This window comes from Streptomyces marispadix (assembly GCF_022524345.1).
GTDB classification, from domain to species: domain Bacteria; phylum Actinomycetota; class Actinomycetes; order Streptomycetales; family Streptomycetaceae; genus Streptomyces; species Streptomyces marispadix.
The window spans coordinates 810,197-828,757 of record NZ_JAKWJU010000002.1; the positions used below are offsets into that span (position 1 = coordinate 810,197).

14 protein-coding genes, 1 rRNA gene and 1 pseudogene are annotated in these 18,561 nt (G+C 71.3%); 7 read left to right on the forward strand and 9 right to left on the reverse strand.

Annotated features, from left to right (window positions below; translation table 11 throughout):
• Positions 1-93: 93 nt before the first annotated feature.
• The 6 genes and pseudogenes from MMA15_RS03565 to MMA15_RS03590 form a co-directional block, all read right to left on the reverse strand.
• The gene (locus MMA15_RS03565; protein ID WP_241057457.1) at positions 94-999 is read right to left on the reverse strand and encodes an NAD kinase; all 906 of its coding nucleotides are present in this window, start codon (positions 997-999) and stop codon (positions 94-96) included.
• Positions 996-1,802 (reverse strand): TlyA family RNA methyltransferase, encoded by an 807-nt coding sequence (locus MMA15_RS03570; protein ID WP_241057458.1) that lies wholly within the window; start codon positions 1,800-1,802, stop codon positions 996-998. The genes MMA15_RS03565 and MMA15_RS03570 overlap by 4 nt, the downstream gene beginning before the upstream one ends.
• Positions 1,803-1,805: 3 nt before the next feature.
• Positions 1,806-2,456, reverse strand: a complete 651-nt coding sequence (locus MMA15_RS03575; protein WP_241057459.1) for a hypothetical protein — start codon at positions 2,454-2,456, stop codon at positions 1,806-1,808.
• Between the two features lie 57 nt (positions 2,457-2,513).
• Positions 2,514-3,717, reverse strand: a pseudogene (locus MMA15_RS03580) (ABC transporter ATP-binding protein).
• On the reverse strand, positions 3,714-4,754 hold the full coding sequence (locus MMA15_RS03585; protein ID WP_241062962.1) for a FecCD family ABC transporter permease: 1,041 nt from the start codon (positions 4,752-4,754) through the stop codon (positions 3,714-3,716). The pseudogene MMA15_RS03580 and the gene MMA15_RS03585 overlap by 4 nt, the downstream one beginning before the upstream one ends.
• A 5-nt stretch (positions 4,755-4,759) precedes the next feature.
• Complete coding sequence (locus MMA15_RS03590; RefSeq protein ID WP_241062963.1) at positions 4,760-5,743, reverse strand: FecCD family ABC transporter permease; 984 nt, start codon at positions 5,741-5,743, stop codon at positions 4,760-4,762.
• A gap of 329 nt (positions 5,744-6,072) precedes the next feature.
• Here MMA15_RS03590 and MMA15_RS03595 point away from each other — a divergent pair, with 329 nt between their 5' ends.
• Positions 6,073-7,107, forward strand: a complete 1,035-nt coding sequence (locus MMA15_RS03595) for an ABC transporter substrate-binding protein (protein ID WP_241057460.1) — start codon at positions 6,073-6,075, stop codon at positions 7,105-7,107.
• A 202-nt stretch (positions 7,108-7,309) separates the two neighbouring features.
• Positions 7,310-8,233: a siderophore-interacting protein gene (locus tag MMA15_RS03600; RefSeq protein ID WP_241057461.1), complete on the forward strand. Its 924-nt coding sequence runs from the start codon at positions 7,310-7,312 to the stop codon at positions 8,231-8,233.
• A gap of 145 nt (positions 8,234-8,378) precedes the next feature.
• Here the strand turns inward: MMA15_RS03600 and MMA15_RS03605 are convergent, their stop codons facing one another.
• Positions 8,379-9,449, reverse strand: a complete 1,071-nt coding sequence (locus MMA15_RS03605) for an HAD hydrolase-like protein (protein WP_372498169.1) — start codon at positions 9,447-9,449, stop codon at positions 8,379-8,381.
• Between the two features lie 195 nt (positions 9,450-9,644).
• Here MMA15_RS03605 and MMA15_RS03610 point away from each other — a divergent pair, with 195 nt between their 5' ends.
• The 5 genes from MMA15_RS03610 (at position 9,645) to MMA15_RS03630 (ending at position 16,775) form a co-directional block, all read left to right on the forward strand.
• Positions 9,645-11,138, forward strand: coding sequence for a DUF1015 family protein (locus tag MMA15_RS03610; RefSeq protein ID WP_241057463.1), 1,494 nt, complete (start codon positions 9,645-9,647; stop codon positions 11,136-11,138).
• 259 nt (positions 11,139-11,397) lie between these two features.
• The gene (locus MMA15_RS03615; protein WP_241057464.1) at positions 11,398-12,930 is read left to right on the forward strand and encodes a pyridoxal phosphate-dependent decarboxylase family protein; all 1,533 of its coding nucleotides are present in this window, start codon (positions 11,398-11,400) and stop codon (positions 12,928-12,930) included.
• Positions 12,931-12,967: 37 nt separating this feature from the next.
• Entirely contained in the window at positions 12,968-14,332 is a 1,365-nt protein-coding gene (locus MMA15_RS03620; RefSeq protein WP_241057465.1) for a lysine N(6)-hydroxylase/L-ornithine N(5)-oxygenase family protein, read from the forward strand.
• Positions 14,329-14,970 (forward strand): GNAT family N-acetyltransferase, encoded by a 642-nt coding sequence (locus tag MMA15_RS03625; RefSeq protein ID WP_241057466.1) that lies wholly within the window; start codon positions 14,329-14,331, stop codon positions 14,968-14,970. Before MMA15_RS03620 ends, MMA15_RS03625 begins: the two co-directional genes overlap by 4 nt.
• A complete protein-coding gene (locus MMA15_RS03630) occupies positions 14,967-16,775 on the forward strand; it encodes an IucA/IucC family protein (RefSeq protein WP_241057467.1) in 1,809 nt (602 codons plus the stop codon). Before MMA15_RS03625 ends, MMA15_RS03630 begins: the two co-directional genes overlap by 4 nt.
• 77 nt (positions 16,776-16,852) lie before the next feature.
• Here MMA15_RS03630 and MMA15_RS03635 read toward each other — a convergent pair whose 3' ends face one another.
• Both MMA15_RS03635 and rrf read right to left on the reverse strand, forming a co-directional pair.
• Positions 16,853-17,650, reverse strand: a complete 798-nt coding sequence (locus tag MMA15_RS03635; RefSeq protein ID WP_241062964.1) for a tetratricopeptide repeat protein — start codon at positions 17,648-17,650, stop codon at positions 16,853-16,855.
• A gap of 726 nt (positions 17,651-18,376) precedes the next feature.
• Positions 18,377-18,493, reverse strand: a 5S ribosomal RNA gene (gene rrf, locus MMA15_RS03640).
• Between the last annotated feature and the right edge of the window lie 68 nt (positions 18,494-18,561).

Here is an 18,561-nt window from a genome sequence, read left to right on the forward strand (position 1 = left end):
CTGGGGGCACCGCCCGGCGAAGCCAGGGGGAGGAGCGAGGGGTACCCCAGACCCCTCGGGCCGCGGTCGCCCGGGGACGGGGAACGGCGCGCGTCAGCCGGGCGCGCCCCGCCAACCCGCCACCGGGAGCGCGAACTTGGCGACCAGCCGGTCCGTGAACGACGCATGGTGCAGACGCGCGAGCCGCACCGGCACCGATCCGCGCCGCACCTCCACGCGTGCGCCTGCCGGGAGTTCGACGCTGCGGCGCCCGTCGCACCACATCACTCCGTGCGGCGTCTGGGGCTGGACCTCCACGGCGAGCACCGAATCCGGCGCCGTCACCAGCGGTTTGGCGAAGAGCGCGTGCGCGCTGATCGGCACCATCAGCAGCGCTTCGACCTCCGGCCAGACGACGGGGCCGCCGGCGGAGAAGGCGTAGGCAGTGGAGCCCGTGGGGGTGGCGCAGACGACGCCGTCGCCGCCGAAGCGGGAGACCGGCCGGTTGTCGACCTCGGTGACGACCTCCAGCATCCGCTCGCGGGACGCCTTCTCCACGGACGCCTCGTTGATGGCCCAGTCGTGGTGGACGACGCGCCCGTCGGTGCGTACGAGCACGTCGAGCGTCATCCGCTCCTCGACCTCGTAGCCGCGGGTGACGACGCGATGGACGACCCGCTCCAGGTCGTCGCGCTCGGCCTCCGCGAGGAACCCGACCCGGCCGAGGTTGACCCCCAGCATCGGCACCCCGGAGGCGCGTGCGAACTCGGCGCCGCGCAGCAGGGTACCGTCGCCGCCCAGCACCACGATCAGCTCGCAGCCCTCGACGGCGTCCGCGGTGGCGGGCACCCTGCGCACCTCGTCCGGCAGCGGCAGATCGGTGGCCTCGTCCTCCAGCACGCGTACGCCGATGTCCTTGCGCAGCAACCCCTGTACGACGAGTTCGGCGCTGCGTACGGCGGCGGGACGTCCCGTGTGCGCGAGGAGGAAGACCGTACGGGCGTCACCGGCTGTCGTCATTTCGGACCCTCCGCCACAGCTCGCTCGACATCGGCCGCGTCGATCCCGGGTGCACCGGCGCGCAGCCACAGAAAGTACTCGACATTGCCCGAGGGCCCGGGCAGCGGACTCGCCGTCACTCCGAGCGCGCCGAGGCCGAGCCCGGCCGCCTGCTCCGCGACGCCGAGCACCGCCTCGGTGCGCAGCGCGGCGCTGCGCACCACGCCTCCGCTGCCGAGCCGTTCCCTGCCGACCTCGAACTGCGGCTTGACCATCAGCACGAGGTCGGCGTCGGGTGCGGAGCAGCGCACGAGCGCGGGCAGTACGAGTCCCAGCGGGATGAAGGACAGGTCGCCCACGACGAGGTCCACGGGGCGGTCGTCCACGTCCTTCAGCGTCAACTCGCGTACGTTCGTACGGTCCTTGACGACGACCCGGTCGTCGCTGCGCAGTGACCAGGCGAGTTGTCCGTAGCCGACGTCGACGGCCACGACCTCCGCGGCACCGGCGCGCAGCAGCACGTCGGTGAAGCCGCCCGTGGAGGCTCCCGCGTCGAGGGCGCGGCGTCCGGCCGTGCGCAGGCCCAGCGGCACGAACACCGCGAAGGCGCCCGCGAGTTTGTGGCCGCCGCGTGAGACGTAGTCGGGGTCGGAGTCGTCGGCCTTCACGACCACGGCGGCGCTGGTCTCCACCTGGGTGGCGGGCTTGGCGGCGACGTTGCCGCCGACGGTGACACGTCCCGCGGCGATCAGTTGGCCGGCGTGCTCACGTGAACGTGCCAGTTTGCGGCGCACCAGCTCCGCGTCGAGTCGGCGTCGGGGCAACGGTCAGCTCCGCGGGTGGTGAGGTCCCGGCACGGGGCGGCCGGGCGTGTGGCCTGGTGTGGCGCCGGGAGTGGGGCCTTGGAACCGGTCCGGGCCAGGCCGGGGGCCGGTACCTTGCCGGTGGGGGCCGGGGGCAGGAGGGCCGGAAGCAGTGGGACCGCCCGGGGGCTGCCGGTCGAGACCGGCCAGCTCTTCGCGCAGCCCGCGGTGTACGTCCTCGTACACCTCCAGATGGCCGGAGACCGCGAGGTGGTCGGCGTCCTCCAGGCGCCTCAACTGGTCGTCCACGGGGGCGTATCCGGTCGGTTCGACACGCAGGCCCAGGGGGCGCGGCCCTTCGTCGTCCTCGCCGGGTCCGCCGGTCTCCGGGGTGTCGGCGTGGGCGTCGACTTCGGACGGGTCGGCGTGGGCGTCCCCTTCCGAGGAGGCGGTGTGGGCGTCCCCTTCCGAGGGGTCGGCCCCCGCTCCTCCCGATTCCGCTCCGAAGGCTTCCGGTCCGTAGGTCTCCGTTCCGAAGGCTTCCGGCCCGTCGTCCGGCTGCACCGCCGGGAGCGCTGGGACCGCCGGGCCCCCGAGGCCCTCGGGGGCCTCGGGCTCCGCCGCCGTCGCTCCGTCCTGCTGTGCCGGCACTGCGTCCGGCATCGGCTCGCTCATGCCCCCGACGCTACCGCTTCCGACCTGCTCTCATGGCGCCGCCCGCAAGCTGAGTGGTCAAGCTCCCCTCGCGGCGCGCGCACGCTCCCGCGCGGCCGGTACGACGAGCGGCGTCCCCGTCTCCGGGTCGTCTATCACCCGGCACGGCATGCCGAAGACGTCCTCGACGAGTCGCGCGGTGACGACATCGCCGGGAGCGCCTTCCGCTACGACCTCGCCGCCGCGCATCACGATCAGATGTGTCGCGTAGCGCGCGGCGTGGTTGAGGTCGTGCAGCACCGCCACCAGTGTGCGGCCCTCCTCCTCGTGCAGCCGGGCGCACAGATCGAGGACCTCTATCTGATGGGCGATGTCGAGATATGTGGTCGGCTCGTCGAGGAGCAGCAGCGGCGTCTGCTGTGCGAGCGCCATGGCGATCCATACGCGCTGCCGCTGGCCGCCGGAGAGTTCGTCGACGTAGCGGTTCTCCAGGTCCGAGACTCCGGTCGCCTCCATCGACTCCCGAACGACCCGCTCGTCCTCACGCGACCACTGGCGCAGCAGGCTCTGGTGCGGGTAGCGGCCACGGGACACCAGGTCTGCGACGGTGATCCCGTCGGGGGCGACGGACGACTGTGGCAGCAGTCCGAGGGTGCGGGCGAGTCTCTTCGCGGGCATGCCGCCGATGTCGGCGCCGTCCAGCAGCACGGTGCCCGCGGTGGGCCGCAGCATGCGCGGAAAGGGCGCGCAGCAGCGTGGACTTGCCGCATGCGTTGGGTCCTACGACGACCGTGAAGGAGTTGTCGGGTACGGCGACGCTGAGCTGTTCGGAGACGGTACGCCGGTCGTAGGCGAGGGTGAGGCCGTCGCCGGTGAGACGGGCGGCGGAACGGGAAGCGGCGGCCGACGCCATGTCCGGCGCCATGTCCGGCGCGACGTTCGAACTCCCCTCGGCGGCAGGGGACTTCGGGCCGGACTTCAAGCCGGACTCGGGACGGGACTTCGGGCGGGACTCCTGGCCTGCGGCGGTCGCCGGGCCCGTGTCCTCGGCCGGCCGCATACCCGACCCGGGCCCCGACTCCCGCTCCTGCTCCGGACTCTGCTCCCCCGAGACCTGCTCTCCGGGACTCTGCTGCCTCGTCACAATCGCCGTCCTCGCCTTCGCAGTCGTCCTCGCGTCGCGGCCCGGCGTACCGCCGTTCCCCATGCTCCCGCCCCCGGTACCGCTCGCGCTCCCGGTACCGTCCGGGGTACCGCGCCCGCTGCGGGCACCGCCGCTCATATCCGCCCCGCCCTGCGCTCCGTGGCCAGCAGCCACACCAAGTACCCGCCGCCCAGTACGCCCGTGACCACGCCCACCGGCAACTCATGTCCGCCGAAGGCACGTTGGGCCGCGAAGTCCGCCGAGACCAGCAGCGCGGCCCCCATGCACATCGACGGCAGCAGATTCGGTCCCGGCGCCTTCGTCAGCCGCCTCGCGAGCTGCGGCGCCGTCAGCGCCACGAAGGCCACCGGCCCCGCGGCCGCGCAGGCGAGGGCCACCAGCAGCACTGCCGCGCACAGCAGCACCATCCGCACCCGCTCCACCCGTACGCCCAGCGCACCGGCCGCGTCGTCGCCCATCTCCATCATCCGCAGCCCGCGTTCGCATCCGAGCAGTACGAGGGGTACGAGCACGGCCATCGCGGCCAGCAGCGGCCCCGCGTCGCCCCAGCCGCGTCCGTCGAGGCTGCCGGTCATCCACAGCACCGCACGGCCGGCCTCGGTGATCTGGGCCTTGGTGAGCAGATAGCCGTTGGCCCCGGTGAGCATGGCGGCGACACCGATGCCGACGAGCACCAGGCGGTAGCCGTGCATGCCTCCGCGCCAGGCCAGCCCGTACACGGCGATTCCCGTGAGGACGCCGCCGATCACCGCGCCGCCCGCGAGTGCCGTGCTGCCGCCGCCGACGATCACGATGGCGGTCAGCGCGCCCGTAGCGGCGCCGTGTGTGAAGCCGAGCACGTCGGGGCTGCCGAGCGGATTGCGTACCACCGCCTGGAAGACGGCACCCGCGAGCGCGAGCGCGGCGCCCACGGCGAGTGCGGTCACGGTGCGCGGCAGCCGCAGCTCGTACACGATGAAGGCGTCGGCCGCGGCGCCCCGCCCGACGAGCGTGTGGAGCACGTCACTTGGCGACATCGGATACTCGCCGCTGCCGATCGCGAGCACTCCGACGACGAGCGCCAGCACCGCGCACGCCGCGCCCGCGGCCACCGCTCGCGGCCGGAAGGTGAGGGAGTAGCCGCCCGCAGTGCGCACCACACCCGCCGTACGCATCGCGCTCATGCCTGTGCCGCCCTTCCGCGACGTACGAAGTACAGGAAGAACGGCCCGCCCAGCACGACGGTGACGATCCCCACCTGCAACTCGCCGGGACGCCCCAGTACCCGCCCCAGCACATCCGCGCCGAGCATCAGCACGGGCGCCAGCAGCGCGCAGTACGGCAGCATCCAGCGCAGGTCTGGCCCCGTCAGCGAGCGCACCATGTGCGGCACCATCAGCCCTACGAAGACGATGGGCCCGCAGGCGGCGGTCGCCGCCCCGCACAGCAGGGTCACGGCCACGATGGCGGCACCGCGGGTGAGTTCGGGGCGTGAGCCGAGTGCGCGTGCCGCCTCGTCGCCCAGGGCCAGCGCGTTGAGGGGCCGTGCCAGCGCGAGGGCCACCAGCACACCGGCGGCGACGAACGGCAGAGCCTTCCAGTTGATGTCGTCCTGCGCCCGCGCCAGGGAGCCGACGGTCCAGAAGCGCATGCGGTCCAGCGACGCCGTGTCCAGCAACTGCACAGCGTTCACATAGGAGATGAGCGCCGCGTTGAGCGCCGTACCGGCGAGGGCGAGCCTCGCGGGGGTCGCTCCGCGTCCGCCGCCCACCGCGTACACCGCGACCGAGACGGCCGCCGCACCCGCGAAGGCGAAGCCGATGTAGCCGGTGTACCCCGAGACCCCGAAGAAGGAGATCGCGGTGACGACGGCCGCGGCGGCACCCCCGTTGATGCCCAACAGCCCTGGGTCGGCAAGGGGGTTGCGGGTCAGTGCCTGCATCACGCCGCCCGCGAGGCCCAGCGCGGCGCCGGCGAGCAGCCCGAGAACGGTGCGCGGCAGCCGCATCTCGTGGACCACGGAGTACGACGCGGAGCCCGGGTCCGTGAGGCCCTGAACCACCTCGGGCAGCGAGAGCTGCTTCGCGCCGACGGCGATGCTCAGGGCCGCCACGAGCACCAACAGCCCTGCCGCGCCCAGCAGTCCGGCGGCACGCAGCAGCACGCCGGAGCGGCTCGCGCCTCCGGCGGACTCACCGTCGCGCTCCGCCGCGAGGGCCCGGTCGCCCTTCCCCCGCTGACCGGTCTGCCCCGACTCCGGGGGCCGTTCGGAGCGCCCGGGGTCTGTGGCGCACGAACTTCCGTGTGTCTGGCGGGACTTGATGAGAGTCACGTACGGGCTCCGGTCGGGGACGAGGGCACTGGGCGCGGGACCACTGGACAACAACGACTTTGGTTAGGTTAACCTAACTCGGCATTCCGGCCCACAGCCGGCCACCGGTCGGCTCCGAGCACCGTAAGACCCGCAAAGAACCGAGAGAGAGGGCCCAAGTCATGCCCCATCCGTCCGCGCCGTCAGCGTCGTCCCCCAGCCTCTCCCGCCGTGGTCTGCTGGCCGCCGGGGGTGCCGTAGGGCTCGGCGCTCTGCTCACCGCCTGCGGAGGTTCAGGGTCCAACTCCGGCAAGGGCGGCGGCGCCTGGTCCTTCACCGACGACCGCAAGAAGAAGATCAGCCTCGACGCGGCGCCGAAGCGTGTCGTCGCATACGTCGGCACCGCGGCGGCCCTGCACGACTTCGGCGCCGGCGACGTCATAGCGGGCGTCTTCGGCCCGACGAAGAAGAAGAACGGCGACCCGGACGTCCTGGCCGGCGACCTGGACGTGAAGAAGCTGGAGGTCATCGGCAACGCCTACGGCGAGTTCGACATCGAGAAGTACGCAAAGGTCCGACCTGACCTGCTCGTGACGAACATGTACGTCAAGGACGCCCTCTGGTACGTCCCGGAGGAGAGCAAGTCCAAGATCCTCAAGCTGGCACCGTCGCTGGCGCTCAAGACCGCCGAGACGTCGATGCTGGACTCCATCGAGCGCTTCGCCGAACTCGCACGGTCACTCGGCGCCGACCTCGAGGCCGAGCGCGTCACCTCCGCCAAGGCCCGCTTCGAGAAGGCCGCCGAGAAGCTGCGCAAGGCGGCGAAGGCGAGCGGCGGCCTGAAGGTGATGGCGGCCTCCGGAGCGCCGGACCTGATGTATGTCTCGGACCCCTCCGCGAACGCCGATCTGCGCTACTTCAAGGAGCTCGGCGTCGACCTCGTCGTCCCGGAGAAGATCAGCAAGCAGGGCTTCTTCGAGGAGCTGAGCTGGGAGAACGCCGACAAGTACAAGGCGGACCTGATCATTCTCGACAACCGTACGCAGGCGCTCCAGCCGCCCGCGCTGAAGTCCAAGCCGACCTGGTCGGACCTCCCCGCGGTCAAGGCGGACCAGGTCACGACGTGGAACGCCGAACCCCGCTTCTCCTACGCCGGTGCCGCGCCGCTGCTGGAGGAGCTCGCCGAGGCGATCGAGGGCGCGAAGAAGGTCAGTTGAGGCAGCCGCGGCCCGCGGCGGCCGGGGTGACGGCGCGGTCAGGGCGGTCGCTACGACCGCTCCGCGCCCCGTCCGCCGTTTCCGCCCACCGCCCCGGCCTCCGGCCGCGCCCCGTCCGCCGTTCCGGCCTACGCGCCGCGTCCCGTCCCGTCCCGCACTGCGACCACCCCGTACGGCCCATCCGGGAAGAGAGCCCAGCATCATGAGCACCGCAGCACCTGAAGCCCCGGCCCGCACCGCACCGTTCGAGTTCTTCGACGCGTATGTCGTACGGACCCGGCGGCTGGGCCCGACCATGCTTCGCGTGACGTTCGGCGGCGAGGCACTGCGCCGGCTCGCCTCCGGCGGCCGGGACCAGCGGCTCAAACTCTTCCTGCCGCACCCGGGCCAGGACGCCCCGCTCGTGCCGACGGACGCGGGCGACGCGTGGTTCACCGCCTGGCGCTCGATGGACCCCGCCGTGCGCGGCATCATGCGCTCGTACACGGTGCGCGAGCAGCGCCGCTTCCCGCAGGACGAGCTGGACATCGACTTCGCGCTGCACGGCGTCCCCGGTCCGGCTGGCGCGACGGGCGCGACAGCCTCCGTACCGGCGGGCCCCGCGTCCCGCTGGGCGGCGAACGCGCGCCCCGGCGACCGCGTCACCGTCCTCGGGCCCACCGAGGCCGACAACGCAGGCGTCGACTTCCGCCCCTCGCCCGGCACCGACTGGGTGCTGATCAGCGGCGACGAGACGGCGCTGCCCGCGGTGGCGGGAATCCTGGAGTGGCTGCCGCCGGGCACCCAGGCGAAGGTGTGGCTCGAAGTGCCGCACGCCGAGGACATCCAGGAGCTGCCGACGGTCGCCGACGCCGACGTCACCTGGCTCGTCAGGGAGAACACCACGGCACACCGCACGGACCTCCATCTCGCCTCGGTCGCCTCCGCCCACCTGCCCGCGGGCACGCCCTACGCATGGATCGCGGGCGAGGCGGGGACCGTCAAGGCGCTGCGACGCCACCTGGTGAACGAGCGTGGATTCGACCGCAAGAGGGTCCGGTTCACCGGCTACTGGCGGCTGGACGCGACCGAGGAACAGCTCGTGGAGGAGGCCGTGTCGGCCTCGGCGAGCGCCGCCGGCGGCTGAACAGCCCAGCGCCGACGGCTACTTGGGCGACCCGTACCGGAGCGCGCCACCGCGTGCCTCAACCGGACAGCGCCCGCGGTGACTTGGGCAGGCGGCGGCGCTCGGACAACCGGTACGCAGCCCGTGCGCCGCCTCCGCGCGGGCCTCAAAGCCCCAGCCGCGCCAGCGCCTTGCCCGCGTCCAGTCCGCAACCGCCCCTGTCCCCCGCAGCCGTCCACGCCGCGGCGCACAACGCCCGCAGTCCGTCCGGAACTTCGCCCTCACCCTCCAGTACGAGTGCGTCCGTGCCCGCCCTGGCCGTCCAGCCCCCGCATCCGAAGCCCGCCTCCGCGTCACCGCTCGGCTCCGGGTGCGGCTGCGCCAGTCCGCGAAGATCGAGCGCCACATAGGCCGGCCGGTGCTCGGGGCGCGCGGCCAGAAGCTGCGCCGCATCGGTCACGCCCGTCATCACCAGCAGCGAGTCCACGCCGCCCACATGCGCGCCCTCGATGTCGGTGTCGAGGCGGTCGCCGACCACCAGCGGCCGTCGCGCCCCCGTGCGCAGAATCGTCTCCCGGTGCATCGGCGGCCTCGGCTTCCCCGCGATCTGCGGCTCGGGGGCGTCCCGCATCCAGCGCGTGGCCATCCGTACGACCTCGACGGCGGCGCCGTTGCCGGGGAGGACTCCCCGTTCGCCGGGGACCGTCACATCGCCGTTCGCCGCGAACCACGCCACGCCCCTGCCGACGGCGATCGCCGCCTCGCCGAGCCGTCCCCACTGCAACCGCGGGCCGCCGTAACCCTGCACCACCGCCGCCGGTTCGTCGTCCGCCGAGTCGACGACGCTCATCCCCTGCTCGCGCAGCGCCTCCCGCAGTCCGTCGCCGCCCACCGCCAGTACACGCGAGCCGCGCGGAAACCGCTCTGCGATCAGACGTGCCACGGCCTGCGCCGAGGTGATCACGTCCTCCGCCTCCGCGGGCAGGCCCAGTTCACCGAGGTGCCGGGCCACTGCCTCCGGTGTGCGCGAAGCGTTGTTCGTCACATACGCGAGCCGCATTCCGGCGTCCCGCGCCTCCTCCAGCGACCGGACCGCATGGGGCACCGCGTCCCCCGCGACGTACACGACACCGTCCAGATCCAGCAGAGCGGTGTCGTACTCCTCCCTCAGCGCCCCGCCGCTGCCTGAAGGGCTCGTACGCACAGTGCCCGCCATGGTCTCTCGCTCTCCTCGCAAAGCTTCCCTCTCCTCGTCCGCACCGACGGGCGGCACGGATCAGCGCATCCCCGGACGGTACGCACCGCCGCCGGAAAGCCACCCGGGGCCGCCCGGCGGCGCCCTCGTCCCTGTCCCCTCTCTCCGGTGCCGGTCCCGCCGTGCTCCGCCATGGCGCCCTCCCGGCGCCCGTCGACTCCGGCATAGCATGCGGTGATGACCCACGACGGCCTCCGGCTCAAGCCCTTCCGCGGCCTGCGTTACGCACCCGGGAAGGTGGGCTCGCTCTCGGCCGTGACCTCGCCGCCGTACGACGTCGTGGTCCGCCCGGACGAGCTGCGGGATCTGGAGACCTCGGACCCGTACAACATCGTCCGGCTCATCCTGCCCCAGGCCGCCGGCGCCGCCGAGCGGCAGGCCAAAGCCGCCGCCACACTGCGCACTTGGCGCGCCGAGGGCGTACTGGAGCAGGACCCACGCCCCGCCCTCTACGTCTACGAGCAGCGCCGCGGCGGCCTCCTCCAGCGCGGCATCATCGGCGCGCTGCGGCTCTCCCCGCCCGAGGAGGGTGTCGTACTGCCGCACGAGGACGTCATGGACGACGTGGTCGAGGACCGCGCCGCCCTGATGCGCGCCACCGGTGCGAACCTCGAACCGCTGCTGCTGTCCTACCGCGGCGACGGCACCGTGACGGGCGCCGCCGCCGTCGTCGAACGGGCCGTAGGCCGCACGCCGTTGCTGTCGACGACGACGGAGGACGGCTTCTGCCACAAGCTGTGGCCGGTGACCGACTCCGCCGAACTCGCGGAGATCGACGCCGACTTGGGCGGCCGTGACGCCCTCATCGCGGACGGGCACCACCGCTGGGCCACATATCTGCGGCTGCGCGCCGAGCACCGCGACGCACGCGCCCGCGAGGACGAGCATGGGAACGCCGCCGGCTCCCTTCCCGACGGCCGTACGGAGAGCGCGAATCGGGCGGATGCGGAAGCGACGGCCCCGGACGGAGGCCCGGACCCTGCCTCTTCCTCCGATCCCCCCGAGCCCTACGATCCCTCCGGCCGCGACTCCCCCTGGGACTACGGTCTGGTCCTCCTCGTCGACACCGTCCGTCATCCGCTGCTCGTGCAGGCCATCCACCGGGTGCTTCCCCGGCTGCCCCTCCAACGGGCCCTGGACGCCGTCGAGTCGGAAGCCGCCTTCGATGTAAGGGCCGTGGAGACACGGTCGTTGCCCCAGGCGCTTCAGATCCTGGACGACGCCCCCGGCAACGCCTTCCTCCTCACCGACGGCACCGGCGCCTTCCATCTGCTCCAGGCGCGCTCGTCCGGCCTCTCCGCTCAGAGTCCGGACACCGAGCATCCCGACGCCGGACGCCCCTACGCCGAACACCCCTACAGCGAACGCCCCTACGCCGGGCAGCCCGCCGCCTGGCGACACCTGGACGCCGCCGTGCTGCACTCGGTGCTGCTGGACGAGGTGTGGCGCGTACCCGACCGTCCCGAGGACATCTCCTACATCCACGACGCGACCGCCGCCGCGGGCAAGGCCGCCCAGACCGGCGGCACTGCGGTGCTGATGCGTCCCGTAAGCGAGGAGACCGTACGGGAACTGGCGGAGCAGGGCGTGATGATGCCGCGCAAGTCCACGTCGTTCGGCCCGAAACCGGCAACGGGCCTGGTGCTGCGCACTCTTGAGGACAACGCCTGAGGGGCGGCTCCGGAAGGACAGTTCCTGACGGGCGCTCATAACAACCGCGCCGTGCCGGTGCAGGAGAGCGCCGCCCCCGCCGACGCTCGCCGTCTCCTCAAGGCCCACCGAGGCCGACCGAGGCCCACCGGCACCGGCCCGCCCCCGTTTCTCCTCCTGTCCCTCCCCACCCTGTCACCACGACCGCATAGTTAGGGTAGCCTTACCTCACCGCACTCCCGTGCGGTGCAGACGACGCCCGTGTCAGGGAGGACAGTTCATGAGCAGCAGGTCTCACCTGCTCAACGACAGGACGGCGGAGCACTACCGGCGTTCCCTCACGGAGGGCGTCGGCCGCGTGGCGGAGAAGATCGCCGCCGCCGACCGCCCCTTCACCGGAGTGACCCCGTCCCAACTCGCCCCGGCCGTCTCGAGAATCGACCTGGAAGAGCCCCTGGGCGACCCGGCCGCCGCCCTGGACGAACTGGAGAACGTCTACCTCCGCGACGCCGTCTACTTCCACCACCCGCGCTATCTCGCCCACCTCAACTGCCCCGTCGTCATCCCCGCCGTCCTCGGCGAGGCCGTGATCTCGGCGGTCAACTCCTCGCTCGACACCTGGGACCAGAGCGCGGGCGGCACGCTCATCGAGCGCCACCTCATCTCCTGGACGGCGGAACGCATCGGCCTGGGCACCGCCGCCGACGGCATCTTCACCAGCGGCGGCACCCAGTCCAACCTCCAGGCGCTGCTGCTGGCCCGTGACGAGGCGTGCCGCGTGGCGGAGAAGAACTCCCCGACGCCGCTGCGCAAACCGGAGATCCTGCCGCGCCTGCGCGTCCTCACCTCCGAGTGCAGCCACTTCAGCATCGAGAAGGCCGCGACCCTGCTGGGCCTCGGCGCGGAGGCCGTCATCTCCGTGCCCTGCGACGACGACCGCAGGATGCGCCCCTCGGCCCTCGCCGCCGAACTCGACCGCTGCGAACGCGAGGACCTGCTGGTGATGGCCGTCGTCGCCACCGCCGGCACCACGGACTTCGGCAGCATCGACCCGCTGCCCGCCGTCGCCGACCTGTGCGAGCGCGCCGGTACGTGGCTGCACGTGGACGCCGCGTACGGCTGCGGACTGCTGGTCTCGCGGCGCCGCCATCTGCTCGACGGGATCGAGCGTGCCGACTCGGTGACCGTGGACTACCACAAGTCCTTCTTCCAGCCGGTCAGTTCGAGTGCCGTGCTCGTACGCGACCAGGCGACGCTGCGCCATGTCACGTACCACGCGGACTATCTCAACCCCGCGCGGATGGCCGAGAACGCCATCCCCAACCAGGTCGACAAGTCCATCCAGACCACGCGCCGCTTCGACGCGCTCAAACTGTGGCTGACGCTGCGCATCATGGGCGCCGCGGGCGTCGGCGAACTCTTCGACGAGGTCGTCGACCGTGCCGCGGACGCCTACCGGCTGCTGCGCGACGACCCCCGCTTCGAGGTCGTCACCCGGCCCCAGTTGAGCACCCTCGTCTTCCGCTATCTGCCGCCGCAGCCCGTGGGCGGACCCCTGACGGACGAGGTCAATCTCCACGCCCGGCATGCGCTGTCCGCCTCCGGGGAGGCAGTCGTGGCGTCCACCGTCGTCGACGGGCGGCACTATCTGAAGTTCACGCTGCTCAACCCGGAGACGTCCCTCGACGACATCGCCGCCGTACTCGACCTCGTCGCCGAGCACGCCGGCCGCCGCCTCACCGGACGTCAGGGCGGCCTCGACCCCCGACGGCCGGGCACGGACCCGGAACCGGTCCACCCCCGCGCAAGCTGACCGCCGCCTGCCCCCGGAGATCCGGAGACTCACTCACGTGTCCACCCCACAAGACACCTCCCACGTCCACGACTTCGTAGCCGTCGGACTCGGCCCGTTCAACCTGGGACTGGCCTGCCTGACCGAGCCCATCGGCGAACTCGACGGGCTCTTCCTCGACGACAAGCCGGAGTTCGACTGGCACCCGGGAATGCTGCTCGAAGACAGCACCCTCCAGACGCCGTTCATGTCGGACCTCGTCACCCTCGCCGACCCCACCTCGCCGTTCTCCTTCCTCAACTACCTCAAGGAGAAGGGCCGCCTCTACGCCTTCTACATCCGCGAGAGCTTCTATCCGCTGCGCGCCGAGTACAACGACTACTGCCGCTGGGCCGCCGGGAAGCTGGACTCGATCCGCTTCCGGCACCGCGTCACCAGCGTCGAGTTCGACGAGTCCGAGCAGCTCTACCTCGTACACGCCGACGATCTCGCCGACGGCTTGCAGCGCACGTACCGCGGCAGAAGGCTCGTACTGGGCACCGGCACACCGCCCCACATCCCCGGCCCCTGCCAGGACCTCGGCGGCGACTTCATCCACAACTCCCGCTATCTGCAACACCGTTCGCAGCTCCAGCGGAAGAAGTCCGTCACCGTCATAGGCAGCGGCCAGAGCGCGGCGGAGATCTACTACGACCTGCTCCAGGACATCGGCGCGCACGACTACCACCTGACGTGGGTCACCCGCTCCCCGCGGTTCTTCCCGCTCGAATACACCAAGCTGACGCTGGAGATGACCTCTCCCGAGTACGTCGACTACTTCCACGGCCTTCCACCGGCCACCCGCGACGAACTCGTCGCCTCGCAGAAGAACCTCTACAAGGGCATCAACACCGAGCTCATCGACGCCATCTTCGATCTGCTCTACCAGAAGAGCCTCCAACGCCCGTGCCCCACACGGCTGATGACCAACACCGCGCTCACGGACGCCTCTTACGACGCCAAGTCCGGCTCGTACACCCTCGGGCTGCGCCAGGAGGAGCAGAAGCAGGACTTCACCCTCACCACCGAGGGGCTCGTCCTCGCCACCGGATACCGCTACAGCACACCGGATTTCCTCGCCCCCGTCGAGCACCGCATCGACCGGGACGAGCAGGGCCGCTTCGCCGTACGGCGCAACTACCGTGTGGACACCGGCACTTCGCCCGGCGGGGAGATCTATGTGCAGAACGCCGAACTGCACACCCACGGCTTCGTCACACCCGACCTGGGCATGGCCGCCTACCGCAACTCCTGGATCATCCGCGAGATGCTCGGCCGCGAGCACTATCCCGTCGAACGCTCCATCGCCTTCCAGGACTTCAGCGCACCGGTACCCGACGCGGCACCGGCCACGCCCGTACGGACGGAGGCCCCGCACTCATGAGCAACGCCCGGACCAACGACCAGGACCGCGCCCGCGAGCACGGCGCCGTGCACACCCGCACCGACGCCCGCCTGGGCCGCTTCGCACTGCGGCCCGTGGACCCGGCAGGCGACGCCGAGCTGCTGCACGGCTGGGTCACCCACCCCAAGTCGGTTTACTGGCTGATGCAGGAGGCCACGCTCACCGACGTGGAGCGGGAGTTCATGGCCATCGCCGCCTCCGAGCACCACGACGCCTTCCTCGGCCTCCACGAGGGCGAACCGCGCTTCCTCATGGAGCGCTACGACCCCGCACACGTCGAGCTGAAGGGCCTCTACGAGGCCCAACCGGGCGATGTCGGCATGCACTTCCTGTGCGCACCGACCGACACCCCCCTGCACGGCTTCACCCTCGCCGTGATCACCACGGTGATGGACATGCTCTTCGTAGACCCGCACACCCGCCGCGTCGTCGTCGAACCCGACGTGCGGAACACGGCCGTGCACGCGCTCAACGAGGCCGTCGGCTTCCGCGTCGAACGCACCATCGCCAAGCCCGAGAAGAACGCCTACCTCAGCATGTGCACCCGCGAGCAGTTCGAAGCCGCCCGTGCCACCCTCGACAGCCGCGACGCCCCAGGAGGGACGAAGAGCCGATGACCGACACCGCCGCCCTCTCTCCCCGCGAGGCCGTCGCCCATCTCACCCCCGAACGCTGGGAGTCGGCCAACCGGCTGCTGATACGCAAGGCGCTCGGGGAGTTCGCCCATGAGCGCCTTCTCACGCCCGACCCGCTGACGCCGCCCGACGGCCGGTACCGCGTGCGCAGCGACGACGGGGCCACCGAATACCGCTTCACGGCAAGGAAGTTCGCCCTCGACCACTGGCAAATCGACGCCGAGGGCATCACCCGCCACCGCGACGGTACTCAACTCCCCCTCGACGCCCTGGAGTTCATCACCGAACTACGAGGCTCACTCGGCCTAGGCGAGGACGTACTGCCGGTCTATCTGGAGGAGATCAGCTCCACCCTCGCCAGCACGGCGTACAAGCTGGCCCGTGAGCCCGTCAGCGCAGCCCGCCTCGCACGCTCCGGCTTCCAGGAGATCGAGGCAGGCATGACGGAGGGCCATCCCTGCTTCGTCGCCAACAACGGCCGCCTCGGCTTCGACATCGCCGAGTACCGGGCCTACGCCCCCGAAGCCGGCGCCCCCGTAAGGCTGATCTGGGTCGCCGCCCACCGCGACCACGCCACCTTCACCGCGGCGTCCGGCCTCGGCTACGACAAGCTGCTGCTGTCCGAGCTGTCCGCGGCGACGCTGCGCCGCTTCTCCGCCGCCATGAAGGAGGAGGGCCTGGACCTGGACGACTACTTCCTCATACCGGTCCACCCATGGCAGTGGTGGAACAAGCTGTCCGTCACCTTCGCCGCGGAGGTCGCCAAGCGCAACCTCGTCTGTCTGGGACACGGCGACGACGAACATCTGCCCCAGCAGTCGATACGTACGTTCTTCAACGCCACCAACCCCGCGAAGCACTACGTGAAGACGGCGCTGTCCGTGCTCAACATGGGCTTCCTGCGCGGCCTTTCAGCCGAATACATGAAGGCCACGCCCGCCATCAACGACTGGCTCGCCGACCTCGTCGCGGGCGACGAGGTGCTTCGCGAGTCGGGCCTGGCGATCCTCCGCGAGTGCGCCGCCGTCGGCTACCACCCCGCGCCCTACGAGGCCGCCGCCCCCAAGGGCTCCCCGTATCTGAAGATGCTGGCCGCCCTGTGGCGCGAGAGCCCCGTCCCGCTGCTCACACCGGGCCGCCGCCTGGCCACGATGGCGTCCCTGCTGCACACCGACCGCGAGGGCGCCTCCTCCCTGGCCGGCGCGCTGATCGAACGGTCGGGTCTCGACGCGGCGACATGGCTGCGCAGATACCTCGATGTGTATCTCACCCCGCTGCTGCACTGCTTCTACGAGTACGACCTGGTCTTCATGCCGCACGGCGAGAACGTCATCCTCGTACTCGACGAGGACAGCGTCCCCGAACGGGCGATCTTCAAGGACATCGCCGAAGAGATCGCGGTGATGAGCCCCGACGCCCAACTCCCGCCGGAGGTCGAGCGCATCCGCGCCGACGTCCCCGAAGAGATGAAGATCCTCTCCCTCTTCACCGACGTCTTCGACTGCTTCCTGCGCTTCCTCAACGGAACACTCGCCGCCAACGGCACCCTCGACGAGGACACCTTCTGGTCGACGGTCGCCGAGTGCATACGCGACTACCAGAAGTCGGCACCGCACCTCGCCGAACGCTTCGCCCGCTACGACCTCTTCGCGGAAACGTTCGCCCTGTCGTGCCTCAACCGGCTCCAACTACGCGACAACCAGCAGATGGTGGACCTCCAGGACCCTGCCGGCGCCCTTCAGCTCATCGGCGAACTCGACAATCCCCTGGCGCGCTTCGCCCCATAGACGGCGGAGGCGGTAGCCCGTGAACCGGGGGCACGGGCTCCCGCCTCCCCGACCCCGCCCGAACCTCCGTGGCCGCTCTACTCGCCGGCGTCCTTCTCGGGCGAAGCGGACCCGCCCCGGCCCTCCACGCGACCGTCCTCCCGGCGGTCCTCCCGGCGGTCCTCGGCGAATTGTGCGCTCTCCTCATCGGCCTCGGGGTCGAGAGCGTCGATGAACTCCACGCCGTCCAGCTCCGCCAGTCGGTCCGACGCATCCGTCGAGCCGCTCTGGTCGGCCTCCAGCGCCTTGGCGAACCACTCCCGCGCCTCGTCCTCGCGCCCCACCTCAAGCAGCGCGTCCGCATACGCATAGCGCAGACGCGCCGTCCACGGCTGCTGCGAACTGGACGCCAGCTCCGGGCTCTGCAACGTCACCACCGCCGCCTCGGCCTGGCCCATGTCCCGCCGCGCACCGGCCGCCACCAGCCGCATCTCCACCTGCCCGGCCTTGTCCAGCTTCTGCACCTCGGCCTCACCGGCCATCGCCAGCGCCTTCTCGGGACGGCCCATGCCCCGCTCGCAGTCCGCCATCACCGGCCACAGATGCTGCAAGCCCGTCATGCGCCGCGCAGCGCGGAACTCCGCCAGCGCCTCCGCGTACTTCTGCACCGCATACGCGGCGAATCCCGCCGCCTCACGCACCGACGGAACGCGGGAGGCCAGCCTCAGTGCGACCCTCGCATAGCCGTAGGCCGCCTGCGGATCCTCATCCAGCAGCCGCGCCACCATCACCAGGTTCTTCGCGACGTCCTCGGCGAGCGTCTTCGGCAGGCTCATCAGCTCCTGCCGGACCTCCTTGTCGATCTCGGCGCCGGTGACGTCCTCGTCGATGGGCAGCCGCTTCGTCGGCTCACGATCCGAACGCCGATCGTCGCGCCGCTCCGGGCGATCGTCGCGCCCGAAGCGACGAGGCGGTCCGCTCCGCCCCTCATCGCGGCGCCCACGGAAGCCACCGCCTCGACGGTCCCGGTCGTCCCCACGGCCTCGGTCACCCTGACCATACGGCCGCCGCCCCCCGCTGCCACTGCGCTCATCGTCCCGCCGGGTCCCACGGGGCCGGTCGTCACGCCTGGGCCCGCGAGGCTTGTCATCGCGACGAGGCCCACGGGGCTTCTCATCACGGCGTCCCTGACGCGGCCCGTCATGACGGCCCCTGTCCGGCCGCTGACCGCCACCGCGCCGCTCACCCCGGCCCTCTGCCCGGCCGTCCCGCTCCCCCGGACGGAAACCGCCACCACGCGGCCGATCACGATCGCCCCGCTGATCACGCCGGTCGCTACGACGCCCGTCATCGCGCCGGTAACCGCCCCGGCCGCGGTTCTCACCGCTCCCGGCACGGTCATCGCGCTTACCACCCCGCGGCCGGTCGTCACCGCTGCGCGGCCCGGACCGACGCGGCTCGCTCTCCGGCCGCTCGTCTGGCGAATCGGTGGACATCGACGTGACTCCCGTCTGTGCTCCAAGGCTTTTCCAAAAGCCCCGCACATGATTGCTCTCTTAAAAAACAAAAAAGCCCGTGGCCCACAGCGCATGCACGCTGCGGGCCACGGGCCCTCAATAGTTGTTCGGCGGTGTCCTACTCTCCCACACGCTCCCGCATGCAGTACCATCGGCGCAGTAAGGCTTAGCTTCCGGGTTCGGAATGTCACCGGGCGTTTCCCTCACGCTATGACCACCGAAACACAACCCCCACATTGCTCAACGCAACAAGGGGAAACCTTGTGTGTCGTGTTCAGCGCACTCTTCAC